Here is a 23,264-nt window from a genome sequence, read left to right as displayed (position 1 = left end):
AACTGTCGATTGCTGATTGTTGTCTATCTTAGAGCCGTACTCGCCATTTACGGGGTATAAGCGGCTTTATCTGACACTCTCGCAAATATTCGGTTATCGGAATGCGTGCGGGTTATCGACAAGAATGAGCCGATGACCACCGCACACGATCGGCGCTGGCGCCGGCGCACCCCCGACGAGGCCGTGCGCACCGGCGGGACGACGCTCAAGCGCAGCCTCGGCCGGCTGGATCTCACCGCGATGGGTGTCGGCACGATCGTGGGTGCGGGCATCTTCGTCATCACCGGCGTGGCCGCCGCCGAGAAGGCGGGCCCATCGATCGTGCTGTCGTTCCTGCTCGCGGGGCTGGTCTGCGTATTGGTCGCGCTCTGCTACAGCGAGCTGGCCGCGATGGTCCCGGTGTCGGGCAGCGCCTACACCTATACCTACGCCACGCTCGGTGAGCCGCCGGCATTCCTGGTCGGCTGGAATCTGCTGCTCGAATTCGTCATCGCCGGGTCGGCGGTGGCGATCGGCTGGTCCGGCACCACGGTCTCGGCGCTGCATTCCCTGTTCGGCATCACGCTGCCGCGAGCGATCACCGCGGCCCCGGCCGAGGGCGGGGTGGTGAACCTGCCCGCGATGCTGATCATCGTAGCGATCATCGCGGTGCTGGCCGGCGAGGTGACGCTGACCGCGAAGATCACCAAGGCGCTGGTGGGCGTGACGATCGGCGTGCTGGTCCTGGTCGTCGCGGTGGGCACCCCGCACATCGATCCGGGCAACTGGGCGCCGTTCGCGCCGTTCGGCTGGAGCGGCATCGTCGGCGGCGCCGCGATCGCGTTCTTCGCGTTCCTCGGGTTCGACGTGGTGGCCGCCTCGGCGGAGGAGGCGCGCGAGCCGAAGAAGGACGTGCCGTTCGCGATCATCGCCACCGTGCTGATCGCGACACTGCTCTACGCCTTGGTCAGCGCGGTGCTCACCGGCGTCGCGCCATTCGAATCGCTGAACAACAGCGCGCCGATCGCGACCGCCTTCGGGCAGCTGAGCATCGGCTGGATCGGCAACGTCATCGTCGTGGCCTCGATCATCGCCCTGACCAAGGGCGTGCTGCTGATCGTCTACGCGCAGGTCCGCCTGGCCTTCGCGATGTGCCGCGACGGCCTGCTGCCCCGCCGGCTGGCCGCCACCGGCGAGCACGCCACCCCGGTCCGGCTCACCGTGCTGCTCGGCATCTGCTGCGCGGCGATCGCCGGGCTGGTGCCGATCGACATCGTCGTCGAACTGGTGAACATCGGCGCGCTCTCGGCGTTCGCGGTGGTCTGCGCGGGCGTGCTCATGCTGCGCCGGCTGGAACCGGACCGCGAGCGCCCGTTCCGCACGCCGCTGGTGCCGCTGGTCCCGATCCTCGCGCTGGTCGGCTGCGCGCTGATGGCGCTCACCCTCGACGGCCTGACCTGGGTGCGGTTCGCGGTGTGGGTGGCCCTGGGCCTGGTCGTCTATTTCGGTTACAGCCGAAGGAATTCGGTGCTCGCCGCCTGATGTGACAAAATTCCGGAATGTCCGATGACCAGCAGCAGATCCGGAGCCTGATCGAGCGATGGGCGGCCGCGGTGCACGCCGGTGATCTGGCGACGGTGCTCGCCGATCACGCCCCCGACATCGTCATGTTCGATGTGCCGCCGCCGTACGAGGGTGTGCGCGGCCTGGATTCCTACCGCGATGTCTGGCCCGGGTTCTTCGCCTGGCAGGCCTCCGGCGGCAGCTTCGACATCGTCTCGCTCGACATCGTCGCCGGCGGCGATGTGGCCTTCGCCTACGCGTTGCTGCTGTGCGGCACCGCGGAGGAATTCGCGAACAATCCCGGCAAGCGGCTGCGCCTCACCCTCGGCCTGCGCAAGCAGGACGACCGCTGGACGGTGCTGCACGAGCATCATTCGTTCGCCGACGAGAGCCTGGAACCCCAATCCGACTGACCGGCCTGCAGCCCGCGTCCGAACTGCAACCGTTCGCGACGTCGCTGTGCCGCAAAATAGAGCGTGCGGCAAGTGATTTCGAAGAGATCGGGGGGCAGCGTGCGGCGCGGTTTCACACTGGTGGGCACGCTCATGGCGCTCGCGTTGACGGCGGGGTGCGCGAGCCTGACCACCGTGCCGGGCCATCCGGTGGCCGCGCCCCAGCCGCTGCCGAGCGTCGGCGACTACTACGCCCAGCGCGTCCAGTGGCAACCGTGCCCGGAGCAACCCGAAGCCGACTGCGGCGAGATCCGCATCCCCGTCGACTACACCGATCCGGGTAATCAGGCCATCGCCATGCCGCTGATCCGGCTGCGCGCCACCAACCCCGACAGTCGCCTCGGCGTGCTGACCATGAATCCGGGCGGCCCCGGCGAATCCGGGTATCAGCAGGTGCTGGCCGCGCTGGATCCGGATGACACCGGGCTGCGCAAGTTCCGCATCCGCTACGACCTGGTCGGCTTCGACCCGCGCGGGGTCGGGCGCACCGCGCCGGTGCGCTGCCTGGACGACGAGGCCACCGACGCCTACTTCGCCACCGATTTCACTCCCACCACGCCCGAGCAGCTGACCGCGGTGGCCACGGCGCACCGCACGTATGCCGCGGCCTGCCTGCGCAATACCGGCCGGCTGCTCGGTTTCGTCGGCACCGAGTTCGTCGCCAAGGACATGGACATCATGCGCTCGGCCCTCGGCGAAGCGAAGCTGAATTATCTGGGCTTCTCCTACGGTTCGCGGCTTGGCCTGTATTACGCCGAGGAGTTCCCGAACCGGGTCGGGCGGATGGTCCTGGACTCGGTGGACGATCCGAGCGCGAGCACCGACCGCTGGGCGTTCGAGGAGGCCGGCGCGACGCCGGTCGCGGCCCGGCTCGCCCCGCGCGACCAGGTCGTCTACGACATGCTCAGCGCGTGCGCGGCCCGCACGGACTGCCCGCTGGGCAACGACGCCGCCGCGGCCATGACCGACCTGCGCGCGCTGATCGACAAGGTCGACGCGCAGCCGCTTCCGGTCGACGACGGCCGGTCGCTCGGCTCGAATCTGGCGCTGCTCGGCCTGTTCGAAACCACCTACGACACCAGCTATCAGCGCCGGTTCGAGCAGGCCATCGTGGCCGCGCGGCGCGGGGACGGCACGCCGCTGGCCGAGCTGGCCGACCGGTATGTGGGCCGCGGCGCGGACGGCCGGTTCTCCAGCGCCGATCCCGCGTTCTGGGCGATCCAGTGCGCCAACGACGAGCCCGCCGACTACCGGTCCAAGACCGAGGACCAGATCATGACGGCGCTGAGCCGTGTCGCCGACCGGTACGCGGTGCCGGGCCCGCTGTTCGGCGCGAACCGGGTGTTCAGCACGCCGCTGTGCCTGTTCTGGCAGGTGCCGCCGAGCCGCAAATCGGCCGGGGTGGACGCGGCGGGCGCGCCGACCATCGTGCTGATCAACAACACCGAGGATCCGGCGACGCCGCTGGCCGACGCCGAGCATGTCGCCGAGACGCTGGCCGACGCGGTGCTGGTGGTCAACGAGCACGACGGGCACATCGCCTTCGACAACGGATCGGAGTGTGTGGACGGGATCGTGCTCGGCTACTTCTTCGACGGACAGCTGCCCGCGCGCGGGACCCGCTGCCGCAACTGAGCCGCCGCCGGCCGCTAGGGTTGGCGCGTGACCTGGACCGTCGGTTTCGACCTCGACATGACCCTGATCAACTCCCAGCCGGGGGTGGCCAAGGCGATCGACACCATCGCCGCCGAACTCGGTCTGCCGTTGCAGGGCGCGCAGCTCGCCGCGCGGCTCGGTCCCCCGCTGCCGATGCTGCTGGCCGACGCGGGTGCGCCGGCCGAGCTCATCCCCCGGATGGTCACCCGCTATCGCGAGCTGTATCCGAGCATCGTCGCGCTGGTGCCGGCGATGCCGGGCGCGGACGCGGCGCTGGCCGCCGTGCGGGCGCGCGGCGGCAAGGTCCTCGTCGTCACGGGTAAGCACCAGCCGCTGGCCCGGTTACACCTCGACGAATTGGGCTGGCAGGTGGACGCGCTGGTCGGCGACCTGTGGTCGGCGGGCAAGGCGGACGCGCTGCGCGCGCACGATGCCTCGATCTACGTCGGCGACCACATCGGTGACATGCAGGGCGCCCGCGCGGCCGAGGTGTGCGCCGTCGGCGTCACCACCGGCCCCTGCGACGGCGCGGAACTCCGCGCGGCCGGGGCCGATGTGGTGCTGAACGACCTCACCGAATTCCCGGCCTGGCTCGACACCTACCGCTCCTGAATCGATCGCCGACTTCGGCGATATCGAGAGCGTTATGAGCTTGACGTCTCGATCTGAATCGACACAGTTTAGGCATGGACCCCACGCAGCGGAACGAAGACCAGCGCACACGCTGGAACGGACAGTCGGGCAACGCCTGGGTCGAGGCGCAGCAGCTGCTCGATCAGATCTTGCAGCCGTTCGAGGACCTCCTCGTGGCCGCCGCCCGCGACCTCGGCGCACGGCGGGTGCTGGACGTCGGTTGCGGCACCGGTAGCACCACGGTCGCGCTGGCCGCGGCGCCGGCGACGAGTCACGTACTCGGAGTGGACATCTCCGAGCCGATGATCGGCGCCGCCCAGGCTCGCGCGGCCGAGCGGAACAGCCCGGCGACCTTCCTGCGCGCCGACGCCCAGACCGAGCCCTTCGCAGCGGAATTCGACCTGATCCTGTCCCGCTTCGGCGTGATGTTCTTCAACGACCCGGTGCGCGCCTTCGCCAACCTGCGTCGGGCCGCGACCGGCGCCCTGCGTTTCGTCGCCTGGCGCGGCCACGAGGAGAACCCGTTCATGACCACGGCCGAACGGGCGGCGGCCGGGCTGCTGCCCGATATCCCCGCCCGAATTCCGGACGCCCCCGGGCAATTCGGCCTCGCCGACGGCGAGCGCACCGCGCGGATCCTGCGCGAGAGCGGCTGGGCCGAGGTCACCGTGACGCCGATCGAAGTCGAGTGCACGATGCCCGAGGAGGTGCTGACCTGGTATTTCACCACTCTCGGACCGCTCAGCGCGCTGCTGCCCGGCGTCGACGAGGCCACCCGGGCCCGGGTCGTCGACACCGTCCGGGCCGCCTTCGACCCGTTCGTGCACGGCACCGAGGTGCGCTACACCGCCGCCTGCTGGTTCGTCGGCGCGAGCGCCGAATCCCGTGCCGGCGCTTCGCATCCGGGCTAGCGTCGGTGCGATGACAGGCATCGTATGGGTGAAACCGGAGGGCGCCGAACTGGCCGAGGTCGACCTCGGCGCGGACCGGCTGCGCGCGACCGGCACGGCGATCGGGGGCGATCCCCTGCCGTATCGGCTGGAGTACGAACTCAGCACGGGTCCGGGGTGGGTCACCGAGCGGTTGTTCGTCCGCGCGCACGGCGCGGGCTGGTCCCGGACGCTGGAGCTGATCAACCATCCGGCCGGGCGCTGGACGATCGACGCGCAGGCCGAGGGCGCGGTGGACCTGCGGGCGCCGGGCGGTGACCCCGCGACGGTCACCGGGGCGCTGGACTGCGACCTGGGCCTGTCGCCGCTCACCAACTCGATGCCCGTGCTGCGCGGCGGATTCCTGCGCGGCGGCGCGGCCGAGCACCTGATGGCCTGGGTGTCGGTGCCGGACCTGGCGGTGCTCCCGTCGCGGCAGACCTATCGGCACGCCCGCCCCGGCGTGGTCAGCTACGCGAGCGAACGCTTCACCGAGGAGATAGTTTTCGACGCGGACGGGCTCGTCGAAAACTATCCCTCGATCGGACGGCGCGTCCGGCCGTGAGCTAGGCGGCCTTGTACTTGCGCAGGTACTCGCCGGTCAGCGAGGTCGGGTGGGCGAGCAGATCGGCCGGTGTTCCGGTGCAGACGATCTCGCCGCCCGCCTTGCCGCCGTCGGGGCCCAGGTCGATCACCCAGTCGGAGTGCGCGACCACATCGAGGTTGTGCTCGATGACCACGACCGTGTTGCCGCGTTCGACCAGGTTGTCCATCAGGGCGAGCAGGGTGTCGACATCGGACATGTGCAGGCCGGTGGTGGGTTCGTCGAGTACATAGATCGAGCCCGTATTACCCAGCTGGGTGGCGAGTTTGATGCGCTGGCGTTCGCCGCCGGACAGGGTGCTCATGGCCTGGCCCAGGCTGAGATAGTCGAGGCCGACCTCGTTCATGGTGCGCAACTTGGCATTCAGCGCCTTCTCGGTGAAGAACTCCAGGGCCTCCTCGGCCGAGAGTTGCAGCACGTCGGCGATGGACTTGCCGCGCAACTGATGCACCAGCACCTCGTCGGAGAAGCGGCGGCCGTCGCAGGAATCGCAGTGCGTGGTCACCGGATCCATGTAGGCGATCTCGGTGATGATCACGCCGCGGCCCTCGCACTGCTTGCACGCGCCGTCGGAGTTGAAGCTGAACAGGCCCGGCGGCTGGCCGCTGGCCTTGGCGAACAACTTACGGATCGGGTCCATCAGGCCGAGGTAGGTGGCCGGCGTGGACCGGGAGGAGGCGCCGATCGCGGACTGGTCGACGAAGATCGCCTCCGGATGCGCGGGCACGAACACGTCGCGGATCAGCGAGCTCTTGCCCGATCCGGCGACACCGGTGATCGAGGTGAGGATGCCGGTCGGGATCCCGACCGTCACGTCCTTGAGGTTGTGCACGCCGGCGTGCTCGATGAGCAGTTCGCCGGTGGCCGCGCGGAAGGTCTCCTTGACCCGGAACGGGCGGCGCAGCCCGGCGCCGGTGGGGGTGTCGGCCACGAGCAGGTTCTCGAAACTGCCCTGGAACACGACCTGCCCGCCGTGCACGCCCGCGCGCGGGCCGACATCGACGATGTGGTCGGCGATCTGGATGACATCGGGATCGTGCTCGACCACGAGCACGGTGTTTCCCTTGTCCCGCAGGGCCCGCAGCAGATCGTTCAACCGGCCGACGTCGCGCGGGTGCAGGCCGACGCTGGGCTCGTCGAAGATGTAGGTGAGGCCGATCAGCGTCGAGGACAGGTGCTTGATCATCTTCAGGCGCTGGCCCTCGCCGCCGGACAGCGTCGAGGTCGCGCGGTCCAGGCTCAGGTAGCCCAGGCCGATGTCGGTGATGCGCCGCAGTGCCGTGCGGATCGCCTCGGCCAGGCCGAGCGCGCCCGGGTCGGTGATCTCGTCGAGAACCGCTTGCAGGTCGGTGATCTGCAACCGCGACCACTCGGCGATATTGCGCCCGTTGATCTTCGTCGCCAGGGCCGCCGCGCTGAGCCGGGCGCCGTCGCAGGTGGCGCACACGCCCTCGGTGAGGAATTTCGCGATCTGGTCGCGGGTCTTCTCGCTGAGCGTGGAGGTGTCGCGCTGCAGCCGGGTGCGGGTGAACTTCGCCGCCAGCCCTTCGTAGTTCGCCTTCCAGGAGCCCTTGGCGAAGGTGAGCTCGACCTGCTCGCCGCCGCTGCCGTAGAGGAAGTCCTGCCATTCGGCCGCGGTGTAGTCGGCCAGTTTCTTGTCCAGGTCGAAGCGCCCCGAATTGCCGTACAGCTGCCAATCACCGCTGCCCGGCGCGTATCCCGGCAGCAGGATCGCGCCCTCGTTCAGCGACCGGCTCCGGTCCACCAGCCGATCCGGATCGGCCTGGGCCCGGAACCCGAGGCCGTCACAGTCCGGGCACATGCCCTGGGGCACGTTGAACGAGTAGTCGTAGACCAGCCCCGACGACGGAGAACCGAAGCGCGCGAACATGGCCCGCACCATCGAGTAGATGTCGGTCATCGTGCCCACGGTGGAGCGCGGCCCGCCGCCCACCGGCTGCTGATCGATGATCACCGGCGCGTTCAGGCCCTCGATCGCCTCGGCGTGCGGGCGCTCGTAGCGCGGCAGGAAGTTCAGGATGAACGCCGGAAACGTGGCGTAGAGCTGACGCTGCGATTCCACCGCGATGGTATCGAAAACGATCGAGGACTTACCCGACCCGGAAACACCGGTGAACACGGTGATCTTGTTCTTGGGAATATCCAGCGACACGTTGCGCAGATTGTGCTCACGCGCGCCGAGGATGCGGATGACGGCAGCGTCGGGCACGGCCGAATCAGTGGAAGGCATGCCGAACACCCTGCCACGGCATACCGACAAAATACGCAGTGGTCAGTGACGCGAATCACAGGAATAGCAAAGGCAAATGATCGGCCATTCGAAATCCGCACCCGGCCGCGTCGCGCCGGGTTAACAGGTTTCTGCGCCTAGAGTGAGTGCTGATTATTTGCTGTTCATACCCGCGCACGCCGATTCGAAGGGTTGATCAGATGACCGCACCGCAACTGGATCCGGTGGTCGGAGAGTTCGTCGACGCACTCAACGCCCATGACCACGATCGGTTGTTCGCCTTGCTGGCCGAGGACGCGACGATGTCGGACGACGGTGTCACGCGCAATATCGGCCAATGGACATCCCGGGAGATCTTCGACAGCAACGGGCGGATGAAAGTCGAATCCGTCGGCGACAACGGCCGCGAATTGGTCGCCGATTACACCAATTCGCGCTGGGGCTCGATGCGCACCAACTGGCGATTCACCGTGCGCGACGGGAAGATCAGCCGCTTCGAGACCGGGCAGGCTTGATCTAGGCTCGGGGAGTTGTCCCGCTCCAGGTCACCAGGAGGAAAGATGAAAATAGGCACCGGTCTCGCGGTTCTGGGGGTCGCGGTGCTGCTCGCCGGCTGCACCGATATCCAGAAGGCGCTCAACCGTGGCGGCGACACCCCCTGCAGTGAGTATGTGACCCAGGATCAGGACACCAAGCGAGTGACCATCACCAAGTTCGTCAAGCAGCAGACCACCGAGGAGCGCGAGCCCGCGGGCACCGTCGTGGACGCGACCCTGATCTCGGTCGACCTGCTGTGCGGCGCGCAGCGCAATGCCGAGACCCCGATCAAGAACGCCGACGTGGCAGGCATTTTCCTGAACAAATAGCACCCGCGGCGCCCGTTCACTTCTGGACGGGCGCCGTGTGCTGTCAGCCGATGTCGAACGGCTGACCCCACAGCGTCACCCGGGATTCGGCGCCCGCGGTACTGACGTCGACCCGGACGAAGGACCGGGCCCGGGTGGTCCCGCCGTTGCAGCCGTCGATGCTGAACGGCTCGTCGGTCCAGGTGACACTGCCCTGCCGGCCGACGACCTGGTGGTAGACCCGCCCCGGCACCGAACTCGCCTCGCGCGGACGGACATCGAGCAGATACCGGGCGATGGTGCGCCCGGAGGCCAGGGTGATCATGCGCGAGCGTTCCGGCGCGTCGGTCGGCGCGAGCGCGATCGCGCTGTTGCCGACCGCGGACAGCGCTTCGATATCGGCTTGGCAGGCAACGACATAGCCGGGGTAGATCTTCATCGCCGCGGTCGCGGCGTCCGAGCCGGCCACCTCGACCCCGCCGCGCCCGCTCACCCACAGGTTGCGCCGTCCCGCGACCATCCCGGGGTTGGTCTTGGCGGACTCGCCGGTGAGCCGTACCGTGACCCGGGTGCCGTCGCCGAGATCGCGGGTGATCTTCCCGTCGGGTAACTCGACGAAGGTCTCCGCGGACGCGCTCGGGGCGGCGCACCACACCGCGAGCAGTGCGATGCCGATGCCGAAGGCCTTGCGCGCGTGGCTTTTACTACCCTGCCTGCTGATCATGTGCTCCCTTATGCGTTCGAATGTGCACGAGAGGTGAATCGAGCTGACGAGCTGTGGTGCGCGGGATCGCTAGCGCTGGCAAAGAATAGCCGTATGTTTACTAGAAGCGGATGCGGGTACCTCGTGACACCCCGGAGTGGTGACCCGCCAAGGAAAGCCGGGCGTGGCGGGCATGCATACGCCATGATGTGAGCACGAATGTGAGTCGCTCGATCCTTCCGACGATGAGGTTTGACGAGGTGGCCCTGTTCCGCACTCTGACCCAGCAGCGGGCAGAACTGGAAAAGGAATGGTCCAGGTGGGCCACGTCCCCGACGACCGGTGCCCAGCTGACGCCGCGAACGCCGTTGCTACGCAACGAGGTCGCGCAGTCCTGGCAACGCTCGCTGCACACCGTGGACCCGTCGCGCACCGTCGCGCCGGGCCTCGACGACGCCGACGACCGCTGGGCCGAATCGCCGTTGCGCGCACCCGTCACCCAGCTCGCCGAGCAGTTGCGGAGTATCAGTAAGGACGCCGGATACGTCGCGGCGGTCACCGACAACGACGGCACCATCGTGTGGACCTGCGGCGATCGCACCATCCGCCGGCAGGGTGAATCGGTGAACTTCGCACCCGGCGGCTGCTGGGACGAAAGCCATATGGGCACCAACGGTCTGTCGCTGGCCCTGCAAACCGACAGCCCGGTCACCGTTTTCGCCGCCGAGCACCTGGTCGCCGCGCTGCACGGCTGGGTCTGCTACTCGGCGCCGATCCACGGGCCCGACGGCCGCAAGCTCGGCGTGCTCGACCTGTCCAGCCGCTGGGAACGGTCGCATCCGGCCGTCATGTCCTCGGTGCGGGCGCTGGTCACCGCGGCCGAAACCATCTTGCGGGCCAACGATCCCGGGCCGCGGACCGGTGTGCGCCTGGAATGCCTGGGCACCGCGCGCCTGCTGCGCGACGGCCGCCCGGTGCCGCTGCCGCCGCGCCAGCTGGAGATCCTGGCGCTGCTCGCGCTCGAACCCGACGGCTACACCCCGGATCAGTTGCACACCGCCGTCTACGGCGACCGCCCGGTGTCCTCCAGCACGCTCAAAGCCGATGTCTCGCACCTGCGCCGGGCCACCGGCGGGGAGATCGCCAACCGCCGCTACACCCTGACCGGGCCGCTGTCCTGCGACGCGGTGGACCTGCTCTCGGCCATCCAGTCCGGTGACACCGGCGCGGCGGTGTGGCTCTACCGCGGCCCGCTGCTGCCCGGTTCCGATACCCCGGGCGTGCTGGAGTGGCGCGATCACCTCGATGTCGGAGTGCGCAGCGCGGTGCTGGCCAGCGACCGCCCCGAGCACGCGGTGTCCTTCGGTGAGCGGGTGCCCGACGACCTCGAAATCCACGAGCACGCCCTGCGGCTGCTGCCGGGCGACGACGTGCGCCGGGCCGTGGTCAACGCCCGCCTGCACACCGCGATGCGGCGCTGAGGTTCCGGCGCACCAACCTCGCTCCAACCTTTGCGCGTAATAGTGAGCCGCACGATGTGAACAGTCGTGAGGAGCGAGCGCCATGATTTACGCCAAGCCGGGGTCCGACAACGCGATTGTCGGATACGCCGCGCGATACGACAACTTCATCGGGGGCGACTGGGCGCCCCCGATCGAGGGCCGTTACTTCGACAATCCCTCCCCGGTGGACGGCGAGACCTTCTGCGCGGTAGCGCGTTCCACCGCCGCGGATATAGATATGGCACTGGAGGCCGCGCACCTGGCGGCCGACGGCTGGGCGGCCACCTCGCCCACCGAGCGCGCGAACATCCTCAACAAGATCGCAGACCGGATCGAGAACAGCCTGGAGCCGCTCGCGGTCGCCGAAAGCTGGGACAACGGCAAGCCGGTGCGCGAAACCCTCGCCGCGGACCTACCTTTGGCGGTCGATCACTTCCGGTACTTCGCCGGAGCGCTGCGCGCCCAGGAGGGCAGCGTCGCCGAGATCGACGGGGACACCATCGCCTACCACTTCCACGAGCCGCTCGGCGTGGTCGGCCAGATCATCCCGTGGAACTTCCCGATCCTGATGGCCGCCTGGAAGCTGGCGCCCGCGCTGGCCGCGGGCAACTGCGTCGTGCTCAAGCCGGCCGAGCAGACACCGGCCTCGATTCTGCTCGTGGTGGAATTGATCGCCGACCTGTTGCCGCCGGGCGTTCTGAACGTGGTCAACGGGTTCGGCGTGGAGGCGGGCAAACCCCTGGCGTCGAGCCCGCGGGTCGCCAAGATCGCGTTCACCGGCGAGACCACCACCGGCCGGCTGATCCTGCAGTACGCCAGCGAGAACATCATCCCGGTCAGCCTGGAGCTGGGCGGCAAGAGCCCCAACATCTTCCTGCCCGATGTCATGGCCGCCGACGACGAGTTCCTGGACAAGGCCGTCGAGGGTTTCGTGATGTTCGCGCTGAACCAGGGCGAGGTGTGCACCTGCCCGTCGCGCGCCCTGGTCCACAGCTCCATCTACGACGAGTTCCTGGAACGTTGCATCGAGCGCACCCGGGCCATCGTCGGCGGTAATCCGCTCGACGACGCCACCATGATCGGCGCGCAGGCCAGCAACGACCAGTACGAGAAGATCCTGTCCTACATCGACATCGGCCGCCAGGAAGGCGCACGCGTGCTCACCGGAGGGGAAGCACGCAAGGTCGAAGGGCTGCCCGGCGGCTATTACATCCAGCCGACCATCTTCGAGGGCAGCAATTCGATGCGCATCTTCCAGGAGGAGATATTCGGACCGGTGGTGGCGGTCACCCGCTTCGACACCACGGCGGAAGCGGTCCGGATCGCCAACGACACCCTCTACGGGCTGGGCGCGGGCGTGTGGACGCGGGACGGGAACACCGCCTACCGGATGGGCCGCGCGATCAAGGCGGGCCGAGTGTGGACCAACTGCTACCACGCTTACCCGGCACACGCGGCTTTCGGTGGATACAAGAAGTCCGGAATAGGACGGGAGAACCACAAGATGATGCTCGAGCACTACCAGCAGACCAAGAACCTGCTCGTCAGCTATTCCCCGGCCAAACTCGGGTTCTTCTGATGCAGAACCGGATACGCCAAATGCACAGCAGGGTCCACCGGGTCGGGATGACCGACGCCGCACGAATCGTCTTGCGCCGCCTGATCGAACAGCACGGGCCGGTGCTGTTCCACCAGTCCGGCGGCTGCTGCGACGGCAGTTCGCCGATGTGCTTCCCGGCGCGGGAGTTCCATGTCGGCGGCGCGGACGTGCTGCTCGGTCATCTGGCCTGGCACACCGAGTTCTGGATGAGCGGTGACCAGTACGAGCTCTGGAAGCACACGCACCTGACGGTCGACGTGGTCGAGGGGCGCGGCAGCGGGTTCTCGCTGGAGGCGCCCGACGGCGTGCGGTTCCTGATCCGGTCCCGGCTGCTGACCGAGGTCGAACTGTCCACCCTCGCGGCCCTGCCGCCGCCGCGCACCGGCGCCGACGAACTCACCTGATCCCCCAATACCCGGTGATGACCGGGTGCGAGGCCCTTGGCAACCTCGCACCGGTGCATTACCTGCCGCGCCGGCCGACTCGCCGCAGACCGAGTCGGCCGGCCCGCGGTGGGTTCAGCGGCCGGGCAGGAAGCGGATGACCCGCGCCACCGCCATCAGGAACGGCTGCCACTTGTCCTGCGGAACCAGCGGCGGGGCATCCAGGTTCAGGAACCGGGTGACCACGACCGTCTGCGACTCGGTGAACTTCAGCAGGCCGTCAGGGCCGTGCCGGCGCCCGACGCCCGAGATGCCCATGCCACCCATCGGCGCGCCCGTGGTGCCCCAGGCCGGGGCGTAGCCCTCGTCGACGCACACGGTGCCCGCGTGCAGGCGCTGGGCGATCTTCTCGCCCTCGGACTTGCTCGCCGCCCACACGCTGGCGTTGAGGCCGTACTCGGTGTCGTTGGCCAGCCGGATCGCCTCTTCGACGTCGGCCACCGGGTAGATCGACACCAGCGGGCCGAAGGTCTCCTCGCGGCCGCAGGTCATCTCGTCGGTGACCTTGGACAGCACGGTCGGCTCGAAGAACAGCGGGCCCAGATCCGGGCGGGCCTTGCCGCCGGCCAGCACCTCCGCGCCCTTGGCGGTGGCGTCGGCGACGTGCTTGGCCACCGTCTCCAGCTGCGCGACCGAGATGAGGCTGCCGATATCGGTGGAGTAGTCGTAGGTGGCGCCGAGCTTGGCGGCCTGGACGGCGGCGACGAACTTCTCGGTGAACTCCGCGGCCACCGACTGCTCGACATAGAGCCGCTCGATCGAGATACACAGCTGACCGGCGTTGGAGAAGCAGGCGCGCACCGCGGCCTTGGCGGCCTTGGCCAGATTCGCGCCGGCGGTGACGATCATCGGGTTCTTGCCGCCCAGTTCGGCCGAGAAGCCGATCAGCCGGGCGCCGCACTGCTGGGCCAGCGTGCGGCCGGTCGCCGAGGAGCCGGTGAACATCAGGTAGTCGCAGCGGTCGACGATAGCCGTGCCGACCACGGTGCCGGGGCCGGTGACCACGGCGAGCAGGTCGCGCGGCAGGCCGGCCCGGTAGAGCAGTTCGGCGTTGGCCAGCGCCGAGTACGGGGTCTGACTGTCCGGCTTGACCACGACGGCGTTGCCGGCCAGCAGGGCCGGGATGGAGTCGCCGATGGAGAGCAGCATCGGGTAGTTCCACGGCGCGATGACGCCGACGACACCCTTGGGCTGCGGGGTCACCGCGGCGCGGTTGAGCACCGGGAACGCGCCCGGCACCGACTGCGCGGACAGCAGCTTGGGCGCCGCCTTGGCGAAGTAGCGGGCCGCGAACATCAGGCCCATCACTTCTTCCTGCGCCGCCCAGCGGGCCTTGCCGGTCTCGGCCTGCACCACGTCCATCAGGAACTCGCGGTTCTCCACCACCAGGTCGCGGTAGCGGGTCAGCACGGCCGCGCGCTCGGCGGGCGCGACCGCGGCCCAGCGGGCCTGCGCCTTGCGGGCCTTGTCGAAGGCCGCCACGACGTCCTCGGCGGTGCCGACCGGCACGCTGCCCAGCTCCTTGCCGGTGAATGTCTCGGCGATCGTCTTGCTGGATCGGGCCGCGGGATCATCGATCGCCGCGAGCGTGCTCAGTCGCTCGAAGACTCCGGCATCAGGCGCGGGCATCGTCGCTCCTCATTTTGTAGTTACTGGCGGGTACACACAATCTACGCTGCCCAGCGCCACGCCGGAACACCCCGCGGCGGCGGGTCGCCCATCCGGATTATCTGTTGTGACGAATCACGATGTGGCAGAACAAAGCTCGGTGCAAAATGGCAAACCGGGGCTTTCAGGATCAGCCGGGAGGTCGTTTGTCAAATCGGGTCCCGCTCACCGGAATCCGAATCCCTTATGCCGGTTTGACTGCATTACGTTGTCCCAATGTTCAGAGCGAGGCTCGGCGTCCGCGCCCGGATTCTGGCGATCGCGCTCATCCCGAGTTTGACTCTGCTCGTGGTCGGCGTCGGCGCTGCCGGATACCTGGTTAAACAAGGCAACTACGCCAAGATTTGGGCGACCGAGATGTCGCGCGTGATCGAACCCAGTGCCGAGATGATGGCGGGCATTCAGCTCGAAAGGCACCTCACGCTGCAACGGATGGCAGGCGACGCCTCGGTCGGGCCTGCCATCACCGCCGCTCGGACCCGTCTGGACAACGCCATGCGGCAGGTGGTCGAGGTGTCCACCGGCCTGGTCAAGATCGATCCGGCCCGTTTCGAGAACTCCATCGAGGACTCCGGCCAGCTCAACGCCGCGGTCGCCCAGGCGCGCGGTGCCATCGACGTCGGCATGCTGCCCCCGCTCGAGACCTACGGCTTCTACAACAGGCTGGTCGATGTCATCAGCCTCGGAGCGCAGATCGCCCAGGAGACCGCGCCCGATCCCGAGACCGCCATGGAACTGACCGAGGCCGTCCGCATCCTGTTCGCCAACGAGGCCATGGCGCGCAGCTACGCCATTGCCGCCGCCAACTTCCGGTCCGAGAGCGGCCCGCTGATCCCGCTCGAGGAGTTCAGCCGGCAGGTCGGGTTCTACCGCACCGAGCTCAGCTTCCTGTCCTCCGACCTCGAAGCCGACCAGGTGGCCGCGGCGAACGCCATCATCAACAGCACCGCCTGGCAGCGGCTGTCCAGCATGGAAACCGCGATCTCACAGTACTTCACCGCGGAGGCCCTGCGCAGCGGGTCACCGAACGCCCGCAAGACCGAGGTCGCCTTGCCGCTGAGCCAGCAGGAATGGGCCGATTCCGCGTCGCAGGTGGGCACAGCGCTGACCCAACTCTGGATCGCGCAGAACACACACGCGCACGGAAAGGCCCGCGAGCTCGGCAAGAGCAACGAGGCCCGCTCGGCCTACGGCGGCGCGGCGGTGGTGCTGGTCAGTATCATCGTCTTCCTCATCGCCCTGGTCTTGGCGAACCGGATCATCCGCCGGCTCAAGCTGCTGCGCGGGGAGACCCTGGCCCTGGCCAACGACCGGCTCCCGGAGCTGATGTCGCGCCTGCGGGCCGGCGAAAAGGTCGATCCGGCGGCGGAATCGGCGAACCTGGACTTCGGCGGCGACGAGATCGGCCAGGTGGCAAAGGCTTTCGAGCAGGCACACGCCGCCGCGGTGAACGGCGCGATCAACGAGGCCCGCACCCGTGAGGGCGTGCAGGCGGTGTTCCTCAACATCGCGCACCGCAGCCAGATCGTGGTGCACCGCCAGCTCGAGATCCTGGACGAGGCCGAGAACCGGCAGGAGGATCCGGCCCTGCTGGAAACCCTGTTCCGCCTGGACCACCTGGCCACCCGCGAACGCCGCAACGCCGAGAACCTGATCATTCTGGGCGGCGGCCAGCCGGGACGCCAGTGGCGCAGCCCGGTGCCGCTGATCGACCTGGTGCGCTCCGCGGTCGGCGAGACCGTCGACTACGCCCGGGTGCGCGTCTCGCGCCTGCCCGAGGCGCACATCATGGGCTCGGTCGTGGCCGACCTCATCCACCTGCTCGCCGAGCTGGTGGACAACGCGACCTCCTTCTCCCCGCCGCAGTCGCGGGTCGAGGCGTTCGGCAACGTGGTCGGCAAGGGCCTGGTCGTCGAGATCACCGACCAGGGCATGGGCATGCCGGAGGGCGAGCTCGCGCGCGTCAACGAGATGCTGCGCAACCCACCGGATTTCGGTGTCGCCGCGCTGTCGGTGGACTCCCGCCTCGGCCTGTTCGTGGTCGCCCAGCTGGCCGCCCGCCACGGTGTCTCGGTGCGCCTGTCCGACTCCGACTACGGCGGCATCCGTGCCATCGTGCTGATCCCCTCGGCCATCCTGGCCCCGGATTCCCATGTCCCGCTTCCGGAGTCGACGCTGCCCGAACCGGGGCGCCGGTACCGGCAGTCGGTGCAGTTCGCCGGTGAATCGCTGCCCGAGGCGGCGCCCGTGCGGGCGCTGGAATCGGAGTCGACGGCCGTGCTGACCGCGCCGCCGGCCGCGCCCCCGGCCTACAACCCGGCCCCGTCCTACCAGTCGCCGCCGGCCTTCAGCCCGCCCGCGGTGGAACCGCCCCGGATGACCTCCTCGCTCGGCCTGCCGCCGCATGTCGACGCCGCGCAGAGCGCGGGGCCGCGCACGGACACCTCGCTCGGCCTGCCGCCGCGCTCGGAGACCGGTGTCGGCCCGGACGGCCGCCCGCTGCTGCCCCGGCGCAGCCGCCAGGCCAACCTGGCGCCGCAGCTGGCCCAGGATCCGCCGCCCGCGACCGCGCCCACCCCGCTGGTGGAACGCGCGCGCTCGGCCGAGCAGGCCCGCGACCTGATGTCCGCGATCGAGAACGGAACCCGGCAGGGGCGGCGCGCCCACCCCGCCGGTCAACAGACAGTGTCCAATTCTAAAGATGAGGAAGGCTACGGTGACCGCTCCCCAAACCGGTGATCTGAACTGGCTATTGGATGATCTGGTGGACCGGCTGGCAGGGGTTCGGCACGCGGTGGTGTTGTCCACCGACGGCCTGCTGCTCGGTCGCTCCACCGCCATGAGCCGCGAAGACGCCGAACATTTCGCCGCCATGTCCTCCACGCTGTACGGGCTGGCCCGCAGCGCGGGGGCCCGCTTCGACGGCGGCGGCGTCCGGCAGGCGGTGATCGAGCTGGACCGCGCGGTCCTGTTCGTCACCTCCGCGGGCACCAATGCCTGTCTGGCACTACAGGCTTCGGAGACCGCCAATCTCGGCATGGTGGCCTACGAAATGAATGTCACTGTCCAACGCGTCGGCAACTATTTGTCCACCCCTGCGCGCCTGCCATGACACGCAGGGGGGAACCCTGGTTCGACGAGGCGGCCGGACCGTTGGTCCGGCCGTACGCGCTCACGCGTGGCCGGACCATGGGGGCGGGACATGATCTGGACATACTCACGGTGGTAGTCATCACCGATCCGGCGCCGACACTGCGCCGGATCGAACCGGAGTACGCCCGAATCATCCACCTGTGCAAGGTTCCCCACGCGGTGGCAGAAGTATCTGCCAACTTGAAACTTCCCTTAGCAGTGACCAAGATCCTTGTTGGAGATTTGATCGGCGAGGGACATCTGATCTTCCGGTCACCGGTGCAACCGGAGACCGGTCCCGGCGATCTCAACGTATTGCGAGCGGTTCTGGATGGCATCCGAAAACTTTGACAACGCGCCCCGGCTGGCGGCGTCGGTGAAGATCCTCATCGCCGGCGGCTTCGGCGTCGGCAAGACCACGATGGTGTCGGCGATCAGTGAGATCACTCCGCTGCGCACCGAAGAGCTGATCACCGAGGTGTCCAGCGGGGTCGACGATCTGTCCGGCGTCGAGCAGAAGCACACCACGACGGTGGCGCTGGACTTCGGGCGTATCACCATCGACCAGGATCTGGTGCTCTACCTGTTCGGCACGCCCGGCCAGGACCGGTTCTGGTTCCTGTGGGACGAACTGTCCCGTGGCGCGCTGGGCGCGGTGGTGCTCGCCGATACCCGGCGGCTGAGCAATTCCTTTGCCGCCGTAGACTATTTCGAGCGGCGTGGCGTGCCGTTCATGGTCGGGGTGAACTGTTTCGACGAGGCACCCCGCTACACCGTGGACGAGGTACGCGACGCGCTCGATCTGGACCCGCACACCCCCGTGCTGCTGTGCGACGCGCGCAGCCGGGACTCGTGCAAGAACGCGCTGCTGGTCCTGATGGAGCACCTGATCGAATTGGCCGGTCGCGCACCGGTTCCCAGCTAATTTGCCAGGCGCGCTCGCGCGCCGGGCCGATACGGCCCCGCTTCGATTCGCTCGAGGCGGGGCCGAGTCGGTTGCTCAGCTCAGCTGCCCGGCGGCCGACAGGTCGTCGAACAGCAGCTGGTCCACCGGCGGCACCAGCTCGCGGTCGGCGTAGCCGAACCAGGCGAGCGCGTCGATCTCGCTGCTCGCGGTCAGGGTGCCGCGGTATTCGGCGGTGTAGCAACTCATCCGGACCAGCAGGCCGTTGTCGGCCGCCTCGTAGGTGCCGACGTGGGCCACCGTCTCGGGCAGCAGCGCCACGGTGAGCTCCTCCTCGATCTCGCGCAGCAGCGTCTGCAGATCGGTCTCGGCGCCTTCCCGTTTGCCGCCGGGGATATAGAAGACGTCCTTGCCGTGCGGGCGCGCGCACAGGATCCGCCCGTCCTCGATCCGCACCCACGCCACCGTATCGATCAGCCGCTGCTCCGCCACCGCGGCAGCCTAACGCGGCCGGGTCAGCCCGGCAGCAGGGTGTGGTCGCGAGCGCCGGGGCCGTAGACCGTGCGCAGGTCGCGGCTGTGCACCCGGGCGCCGCAGCTGTCGCAGTGCGGCTCGACCGTGGTGACGTGGCCGCATTTCTCGTGCACCACCCGCAGCGGGGGCCCGTCCGGGGCCGCGTATTCGTCGCCCCACTGGCGCATGGCGTTGACGACCGACCAGAGCGCGTAGCCCTTCGCGGTGAGGCGGTAGTCGTAGCGGACGGGGTTCTGCTGGTAGGGCTCCCGAGTCAGGACGCCGTGCGCGACCAGGTGTTCCAGCCGCTGGGTGAGCACATTGCGCGCGATGCCGAGGCGGTTGCGGAAGTCGTCGAAGCGGGTGACCCCGAACAGCGCGTCCCGCACGATGAGCAGCGTCCACCACTCGCCGACCACTTCCAGGCATTGCGCCACGGAACAGTTCATGTCCTCGAAGCTCATCCTTCGCATCGCACCAGCCTAGTCGGTTGCTTCAAAGAACTCACTGACCTATGGTGAGTTTCATGATGCAACTCACTATGTGGAGCGGAGCGCAGTCGTGAATGTTCCTGTCGCACCGACGGATCGGCCCGCCGTCGATCACCGGCTCGTGCTCGCCATCGTCTCGATCGGTGTGCTGCTGTCGAGCCTGGACCTGTTCATCGTCAACGTGGCGCTGCCGGACCTGGCCGCGGACTTCGGCGGCGCCGATCTCGCCGGACTGTCCTGGGTGCTCAACGCCTACGCGATCGTGTTCGCCGCGCTGCTGGTACCTGCGGGCCGGCTCGGCGACCGCGGCGGCATCCGCACCGCGTTCCTGATCGGGCTCGGAGTGTTCGTGCTCGGCTCCGCCCTGTGCGCCACCGCCTGGGACGTCGGCTCGCTGGTGAGTTTCCGGGTGCTCCAGGCGATCGGCGCGGCGATCCTGACGCCGACCTCGCTGGGCCTGGTGCTGGCCGCGACGCCGCCCGAGCGCCGGGCGATGGCGGTGCGGCTGTGGGTCGCCTTCGGTGGACTCGGCGCGGCGCTCGGGCCGGTACTGGGCGGCGTGCTCGTCGAATTCGGCTGGCGCTGGGTGTTTCTGGTGAACGTCCCGATCGGCCTGGCCGCGCTCGTGATCGGCCTGCGCAAGCTGCCGAATCCCGCCGGTGGCGGCGGTAGATTCCCGGATCTGGCCGGTGCGCTGCTGCTCGCGGGCGGTATCGGGGCGTTCGTGCTGGCGCTGGTGAAGGGCTCGGACTGGGGCTGGTCCTCGGCCGCCGTGCTGGGCTCGTTCGCGGTGGCGCTGGCCGCGGGCGTGGGCTTCGCGTTCTCCTCGGCGCGCCATCCCAGCCCGGTGGTCGATCCCGCGCTGCTGCGCATTCCGAATTTCGCGCTGATGGTGGGCAACGGGGTGCTGTTCAATATGGCCTTCGGCGCGATGCTGCTCTCGTTCGTGCTGTGGTCCCAGCAGGTCTGGGAGTGGTCGGCGCTGCGGTCCGGTCTGGCTATCGCGCCCGGTCCGCTGATCGTGCCGATCGTCGCGGTGCTCGCGGGCAAGCTCATCGCGCGGGTCGGTCCCGGGCCGGTGATCGCCGCCGGCGGAATCACTTTCGCGGCCGGCCTGATCTGGTGGGCGGTGGCGCTGGACCTGACGCCGAACTACGCGACCGGCGGGCTCGTCGGCATGCTGCTGACCGGTCTCGGTGTCGGGCTCACGCTGCCCACCTCGTTCGCGGCCGGCACCGGCGGGCTGCCGCCGCAGCGCTTCGCCACCGGCTCCGCGGTGTTGAGCATGTCGCGCCAGATCGGTTTGGCGATCGGCGTGGCGATCTTCGTCGTCGCGCTGGGCTCCCCCGCCGATCCGCAGGGCACGCTCGAGGCCTTCCAGCGCGGCTGGTGGGTTGTCGCGGGTGTCGCGATTCTGGCCGGACTCGTCGGGTTGGCCGCGCGGTTGCCCGGTCCGGTGAGCACCACCGCCCCGGCGGCGCAGGCCGTCCGCGCCTGATCCGCCCCGGGCGCCCGGCCTGTGATCAGACCGGGCGCCCGGGGTTCGCTCAGCGGCTCAGGCGCTGGAACCGGCGGACCGCCAGCGGCAGGAAGATCGCGGTGAGGACCAAGGGCCAGATCACGCCCATCAGCAGCGCGTGCTGTTCGATCCAGGAATCACCGGCGCCGACCGGGGTCCCGAACAGTTCACGGCTGGCCGCGACCGTCGAGGAGATCGGATTCCAGGCCGCGATCGCGCCCAGCCAGGACGGCATCAGCTGCGGGGCGACGAAGATGCTCGAGATCATCGTCAGCGGGAACGCGACCGCGAACAGCCCGCCCGCCGCCTCCGGGTTCGGCACCAGCAGGCCGAGCCACACGCCCACCCAGATCAGCGCGAACCGCAGCCACAGCAGCAGCGCGAAAGCGGCCAGCGCGCCCAGGATTCCGCCGTCCGGCCGCCACCCGATGGCCAGCGCGGTGAGCATGAGGATGGTCAGCTCGGCGCAGGCCAGCAGCAGATCGGTGACGCCGCGCCCGGAGACCACCGCGGACGGGGCCATCGGCATCGAGCGGAACCGGTCGATCACCCCGTTGGTGGCGTCGTAGACGACCAGCGTGGCCGTGTTGATGAACCCGAACGCCATCGTCATCGCGAACATGCCGGGCATCAGGAAGTCCCGGTAGTCGCCGCCGCCGGGCACCGTCATCGCGCTGCCGAAGACATAGCCGTAGAGCAGCACCGACAGAATCGGGAAGCCGAGCTGCCAGGCGATGTTGACCGGCTGGCGCTGATAGTGGGTCAGCCCGCGCCGCACCACATTCCAGCAGTCGGCCACCGCCCAGAAGGCGCGGGAGCGGTTCGGCAGGGTTTCGATGGCGCTCATCACGCGGCCTCCTCGGTGGTCTCGGTGCGGTGCCCGGTGAGCTGCAGGAACACATCGTCGAGGCTGGGACGGCGCAGGCCGATGTCCTCGACGGCGATGCCCTCGTCCTGCAGGGTGCGCGCCACCTCGGTGAGCGCGGCGACGCGATCGGTGACCGGCGCGTGCACCCGGCGCTCGAGATCGTCGGTGCTGGGTTCGCCGTCGCACACGCGCGCCACGACTTTGGCGACCGCGGGCAGGTCGGCGACCTCGGCGGCGACCACCTCGATCCGGTCACCGCCGACGGTGTTCTTCAGGCCGTCGGGGGTGTCGTCGGCGATGGAGCGACCCTGATCGATCACCGTGATGTGGGAGGCCAGCTTGTCGGCCTCCTCCAGGTATTGCGTGGTGAGCAGGACCGTGGTGCCGTCGGCGACCAAGGCGCGCACCGATTCCCACACCTCGCCGCGGCTGCGCGGATCCAAGCCGGTGGTGGGCTCGTCGAGGAAGAGCACCTCCGGCGCCAGGATCATCGACGCGGCCAGATCCAGCCGGCGGCGCATGCCGCCGCTGTATTTGCCGACACCCTTGTCGGCCGCGTCGGTGAGCTCGAAGCGGTCGAGCAGTTCGACGGCCCGCCGCTCGGCACGGCGACCGCCCAGATGGAAGAGCCTGCCGAACATTTCGAGGTTCTGCCGCCCGGTGAGCACCTCGTCGACGGCCGCGTACTGGCCCGTGAGGCCGATGCGGGCGCGCACCGCGCGCGGCTCGGCCGCCACGTCGAGCCCGGCGACGGTGGCCTGCCCGCCGTCCAGGCGCACCAGCGTCGAAAGAATGCGCACCGCTGTCGTTTTGCCCGCGCCGTTGGGCCCCAGCAAACCGTGCACGGTGCCCCGGCGCACCGCTAGATCGAACCCGGCCAAAGCGTTCTTGTCCCCGTATTTCTTGCGCAACCCTTCGGCCCGCACCGCGTATTCGTGCACCCTGATCCTCCCGAATCGAACTAACTGGGTACATCGTACCCTATTATGGGTACAACGTACCCAGTTAA

Annotated in this window: 23 protein-coding genes; 16 read left to right on the top strand and 7 right to left on the bottom strand. The window is 68.8% G+C overall.

Annotated features, from left to right (window positions below; all coding sequences use genetic code 11):
- The first annotated feature begins 132 nt into the window (after nucleotides 1-132).
- The 6 genes from AB0H76_RS33030 to AB0H76_RS33005 all read left to right on the top strand — a co-directional run bounded on the left by AB0H76_RS33030 (nucleotide 133) and on the right by AB0H76_RS33005 (nucleotide 5,777).
- On the top strand, nucleotides 133-1,521 hold the full coding sequence (locus AB0H76_RS33030) for an amino acid permease (protein ID WP_357330993.1): 1,389 nt from the start codon (nucleotides 133-135) through the stop codon (nucleotides 1,519-1,521).
- A gap of 17 nt (nucleotides 1,522-1,538) precedes the next feature.
- Nucleotides 1,539-1,955 carry an SgcJ/EcaC family oxidoreductase gene (locus tag AB0H76_RS33025; RefSeq protein WP_357330992.1) on the top strand — a complete coding sequence of 139 codons (417 nt, stop codon included), beginning with the start codon at nucleotides 1,539-1,541 and terminating at the stop codon, nucleotides 1,953-1,955.
- A 72-nt stretch (nucleotides 1,956-2,027) separates the two neighbouring features.
- The gene (locus AB0H76_RS33020) at nucleotides 2,028-3,629 is read left to right on the top strand and encodes an alpha/beta hydrolase (RefSeq protein WP_357330991.1); all 1,602 of its coding nucleotides are present in this window, start codon (nucleotides 2,028-2,030) and stop codon (nucleotides 3,627-3,629) included.
- Between the two features lie 27 nt (nucleotides 3,630-3,656).
- Nucleotides 3,657-4,262 carry an HAD hydrolase-like protein gene (locus AB0H76_RS33015; protein ID WP_357330990.1) on the top strand — a complete coding sequence of 202 codons (606 nt, stop codon included), beginning with the start codon at nucleotides 3,657-3,659 and terminating at the stop codon, nucleotides 4,260-4,262.
- 74 nt (nucleotides 4,263-4,336) lie between these two features.
- Nucleotides 4,337-5,194 carry a class I SAM-dependent methyltransferase gene (locus tag AB0H76_RS33010; RefSeq protein WP_357330989.1) on the top strand — a complete coding sequence of 286 codons (858 nt, stop codon included), beginning with the start codon at nucleotides 4,337-4,339 and terminating at the stop codon, nucleotides 5,192-5,194.
- A 10-nt stretch (nucleotides 5,195-5,204) separates the two neighbouring features.
- Nucleotides 5,205-5,777, top strand: a complete 573-nt coding sequence (locus tag AB0H76_RS33005; protein ID WP_357330988.1) for a putative glycolipid-binding domain-containing protein — start codon at nucleotides 5,205-5,207, stop codon at nucleotides 5,775-5,777.
- Between the two features lies 1 nt (nucleotide 5,778).
- On the opposite strand, the gene AB0H76_RS33000 is transcribed toward AB0H76_RS33005, so the two are convergent.
- Nucleotides 5,779-8,067 (bottom strand): excinuclease ABC subunit UvrA, encoded by a 2,289-nt coding sequence (locus AB0H76_RS33000; protein ID WP_357330987.1) that lies wholly within the window; start codon nucleotides 8,065-8,067, stop codon nucleotides 5,779-5,781.
- 200 nt (nucleotides 8,068-8,267) lie between these two features.
- Here AB0H76_RS33000 and AB0H76_RS32995 point away from each other — a divergent pair, with 200 nt between their 5' ends.
- A complete protein-coding gene (locus tag AB0H76_RS32995) occupies nucleotides 8,268-8,582 on the top strand; it encodes a nuclear transport factor 2 family protein (RefSeq protein ID WP_357330986.1) in 315 nt (104 codons plus the stop codon).
- A 45-nt stretch (nucleotides 8,583-8,627) separates the two neighbouring features.
- The gene (locus AB0H76_RS32990; RefSeq protein ID WP_357330985.1) at nucleotides 8,628-8,933 is read left to right on the top strand and encodes a hypothetical protein; all 306 of its coding nucleotides are present in this window, start codon (nucleotides 8,628-8,630) and stop codon (nucleotides 8,931-8,933) included.
- 43 nt (nucleotides 8,934-8,976) lie between these two features.
- Here the strand turns inward: AB0H76_RS32990 and AB0H76_RS32985 are convergent, their stop codons facing one another.
- Nucleotides 8,977-9,636: an MspA family porin gene (locus AB0H76_RS32985; protein ID WP_357330984.1), complete on the bottom strand. Its 660-nt coding sequence runs from the start codon at nucleotides 9,634-9,636 to the stop codon at nucleotides 8,977-8,979.
- A gap of 224 nt (nucleotides 9,637-9,860) precedes the next feature.
- Here AB0H76_RS32985 and AB0H76_RS32980 point away from each other — a divergent pair, with 224 nt between their 5' ends.
- From AB0H76_RS32980 to AB0H76_RS32970, 3 genes are all read left to right on the top strand, one after another.
- Nucleotides 9,861-11,096 carry a transcriptional regulator gene (locus AB0H76_RS32980; RefSeq protein WP_357330983.1) on the top strand — a complete coding sequence of 412 codons (1,236 nt, stop codon included), beginning with the start codon at nucleotides 9,861-9,863 and terminating at the stop codon, nucleotides 11,094-11,096.
- Between the two features lie 82 nt (nucleotides 11,097-11,178).
- Nucleotides 11,179-12,696, top strand: a complete 1,518-nt coding sequence (locus AB0H76_RS32975; RefSeq protein ID WP_357330982.1) for an aldehyde dehydrogenase family protein — start codon at nucleotides 11,179-11,181, stop codon at nucleotides 12,694-12,696.
- A gap of 20 nt (nucleotides 12,697-12,716) precedes the next feature.
- Nucleotides 12,717-13,121 carry a DUF779 domain-containing protein gene (locus tag AB0H76_RS32970; protein WP_357330981.1) on the top strand — a complete coding sequence of 135 codons (405 nt, stop codon included), beginning with the start codon at nucleotides 12,717-12,719 and terminating at the stop codon, nucleotides 13,119-13,121.
- A gap of 114 nt (nucleotides 13,122-13,235) precedes the next feature.
- On the opposite strand, the gene AB0H76_RS32965 is transcribed toward AB0H76_RS32970, so the two are convergent.
- Nucleotides 13,236-14,789: a succinic semialdehyde dehydrogenase gene (locus tag AB0H76_RS32965; RefSeq protein WP_357330980.1), complete on the bottom strand. Its 1,554-nt coding sequence runs from the start codon at nucleotides 14,787-14,789 to the stop codon at nucleotides 13,236-13,238.
- A gap of 255 nt (nucleotides 14,790-15,044) precedes the next feature.
- On the opposite strand from AB0H76_RS32965, the gene AB0H76_RS32960 reads away from it, so the two are divergent.
- From AB0H76_RS32960 to AB0H76_RS32945, 4 genes are read left to right on the top strand one after another with little or no spacing between them, the layout of a single operon-like run.
- Nucleotides 15,045-17,567 carry a nitrate- and nitrite sensing domain-containing protein gene (locus AB0H76_RS32960; protein ID WP_357330979.1) on the top strand — a complete coding sequence of 841 codons (2,523 nt, stop codon included), beginning with the start codon at nucleotides 15,045-15,047 and terminating at the stop codon, nucleotides 17,565-17,567.
- Nucleotides 17,545-17,940, top strand: a complete 396-nt coding sequence (locus tag AB0H76_RS32955; RefSeq protein ID WP_194813600.1) for a roadblock/LC7 domain-containing protein — start codon at nucleotides 17,545-17,547, stop codon at nucleotides 17,938-17,940. The genes AB0H76_RS32960 and AB0H76_RS32955 overlap by 23 nt, the downstream gene beginning before the upstream one ends.
- Nucleotides 17,937-18,311, top strand: coding sequence for a DUF742 domain-containing protein (locus AB0H76_RS32950; protein ID WP_357330978.1), 375 nt, complete (start codon nucleotides 17,937-17,939; stop codon nucleotides 18,309-18,311). The genes AB0H76_RS32955 and AB0H76_RS32950 overlap by 4 nt, the downstream gene beginning before the upstream one ends.
- Nucleotides 18,292-18,885, top strand: coding sequence for an ATP/GTP-binding protein (locus AB0H76_RS32945; RefSeq protein WP_357330977.1), 594 nt, complete (start codon nucleotides 18,292-18,294; stop codon nucleotides 18,883-18,885). Before AB0H76_RS32950 ends, AB0H76_RS32945 begins: the two co-directional genes overlap by 20 nt.
- A 75-nt stretch (nucleotides 18,886-18,960) precedes the next feature.
- On the opposite strand, the gene AB0H76_RS32940 is transcribed toward AB0H76_RS32945, so the two are convergent.
- Both AB0H76_RS32940 and AB0H76_RS32935 read right to left on the bottom strand, forming a co-directional pair.
- A complete protein-coding gene (locus tag AB0H76_RS32940; protein WP_357330976.1) occupies nucleotides 18,961-19,356 on the bottom strand; it encodes an NUDIX domain-containing protein in 396 nt (131 codons plus the stop codon).
- 23 nt (nucleotides 19,357-19,379) lie between these two features.
- Entirely contained in the window at nucleotides 19,380-19,850 is a 471-nt protein-coding gene (locus tag AB0H76_RS32935) for a helix-turn-helix domain-containing protein (protein WP_357330975.1), read from the bottom strand.
- 88 nt (nucleotides 19,851-19,938) lie between these two features.
- Between AB0H76_RS32935 and AB0H76_RS32930 the strand changes: the two genes are divergently transcribed.
- Nucleotides 19,939-21,366, top strand: coding sequence for an MFS transporter (locus AB0H76_RS32930; protein ID WP_357330974.1), 1,428 nt, complete (start codon nucleotides 19,939-19,941; stop codon nucleotides 21,364-21,366).
- A gap of 49 nt (nucleotides 21,367-21,415) precedes the next feature.
- Here the strand turns inward: AB0H76_RS32930 and AB0H76_RS32925 are convergent, their stop codons facing one another.
- A complete protein-coding gene (locus tag AB0H76_RS32925; protein ID WP_357330973.1) occupies nucleotides 21,416-22,234 on the bottom strand; it encodes an ABC transporter permease in 819 nt (272 codons plus the stop codon).
- Complete coding sequence (locus tag AB0H76_RS32920; protein WP_357330972.1) at nucleotides 22,234-23,196, bottom strand: ATP-binding cassette domain-containing protein; 963 nt, start codon at nucleotides 23,194-23,196, stop codon at nucleotides 22,234-22,236. Before AB0H76_RS32920 ends, AB0H76_RS32925 begins: the two co-directional genes overlap by 1 nt.
- Nucleotides 23,197-23,264: the final 68 nt, after the last annotated feature.

Origin of the sequence: Nocardia sp. NPDC050712 (genome assembly GCF_040654295.1) — a bacterium.
Classification (GTDB): Bacteria; Actinomycetota; Actinomycetes; order Mycobacteriales; family Mycobacteriaceae; genus Nocardia.
The sequence above is the reverse complement of the archived record's forward strand: the minus strand, read 5'-3'. Positions and strand labels throughout refer to the sequence as shown.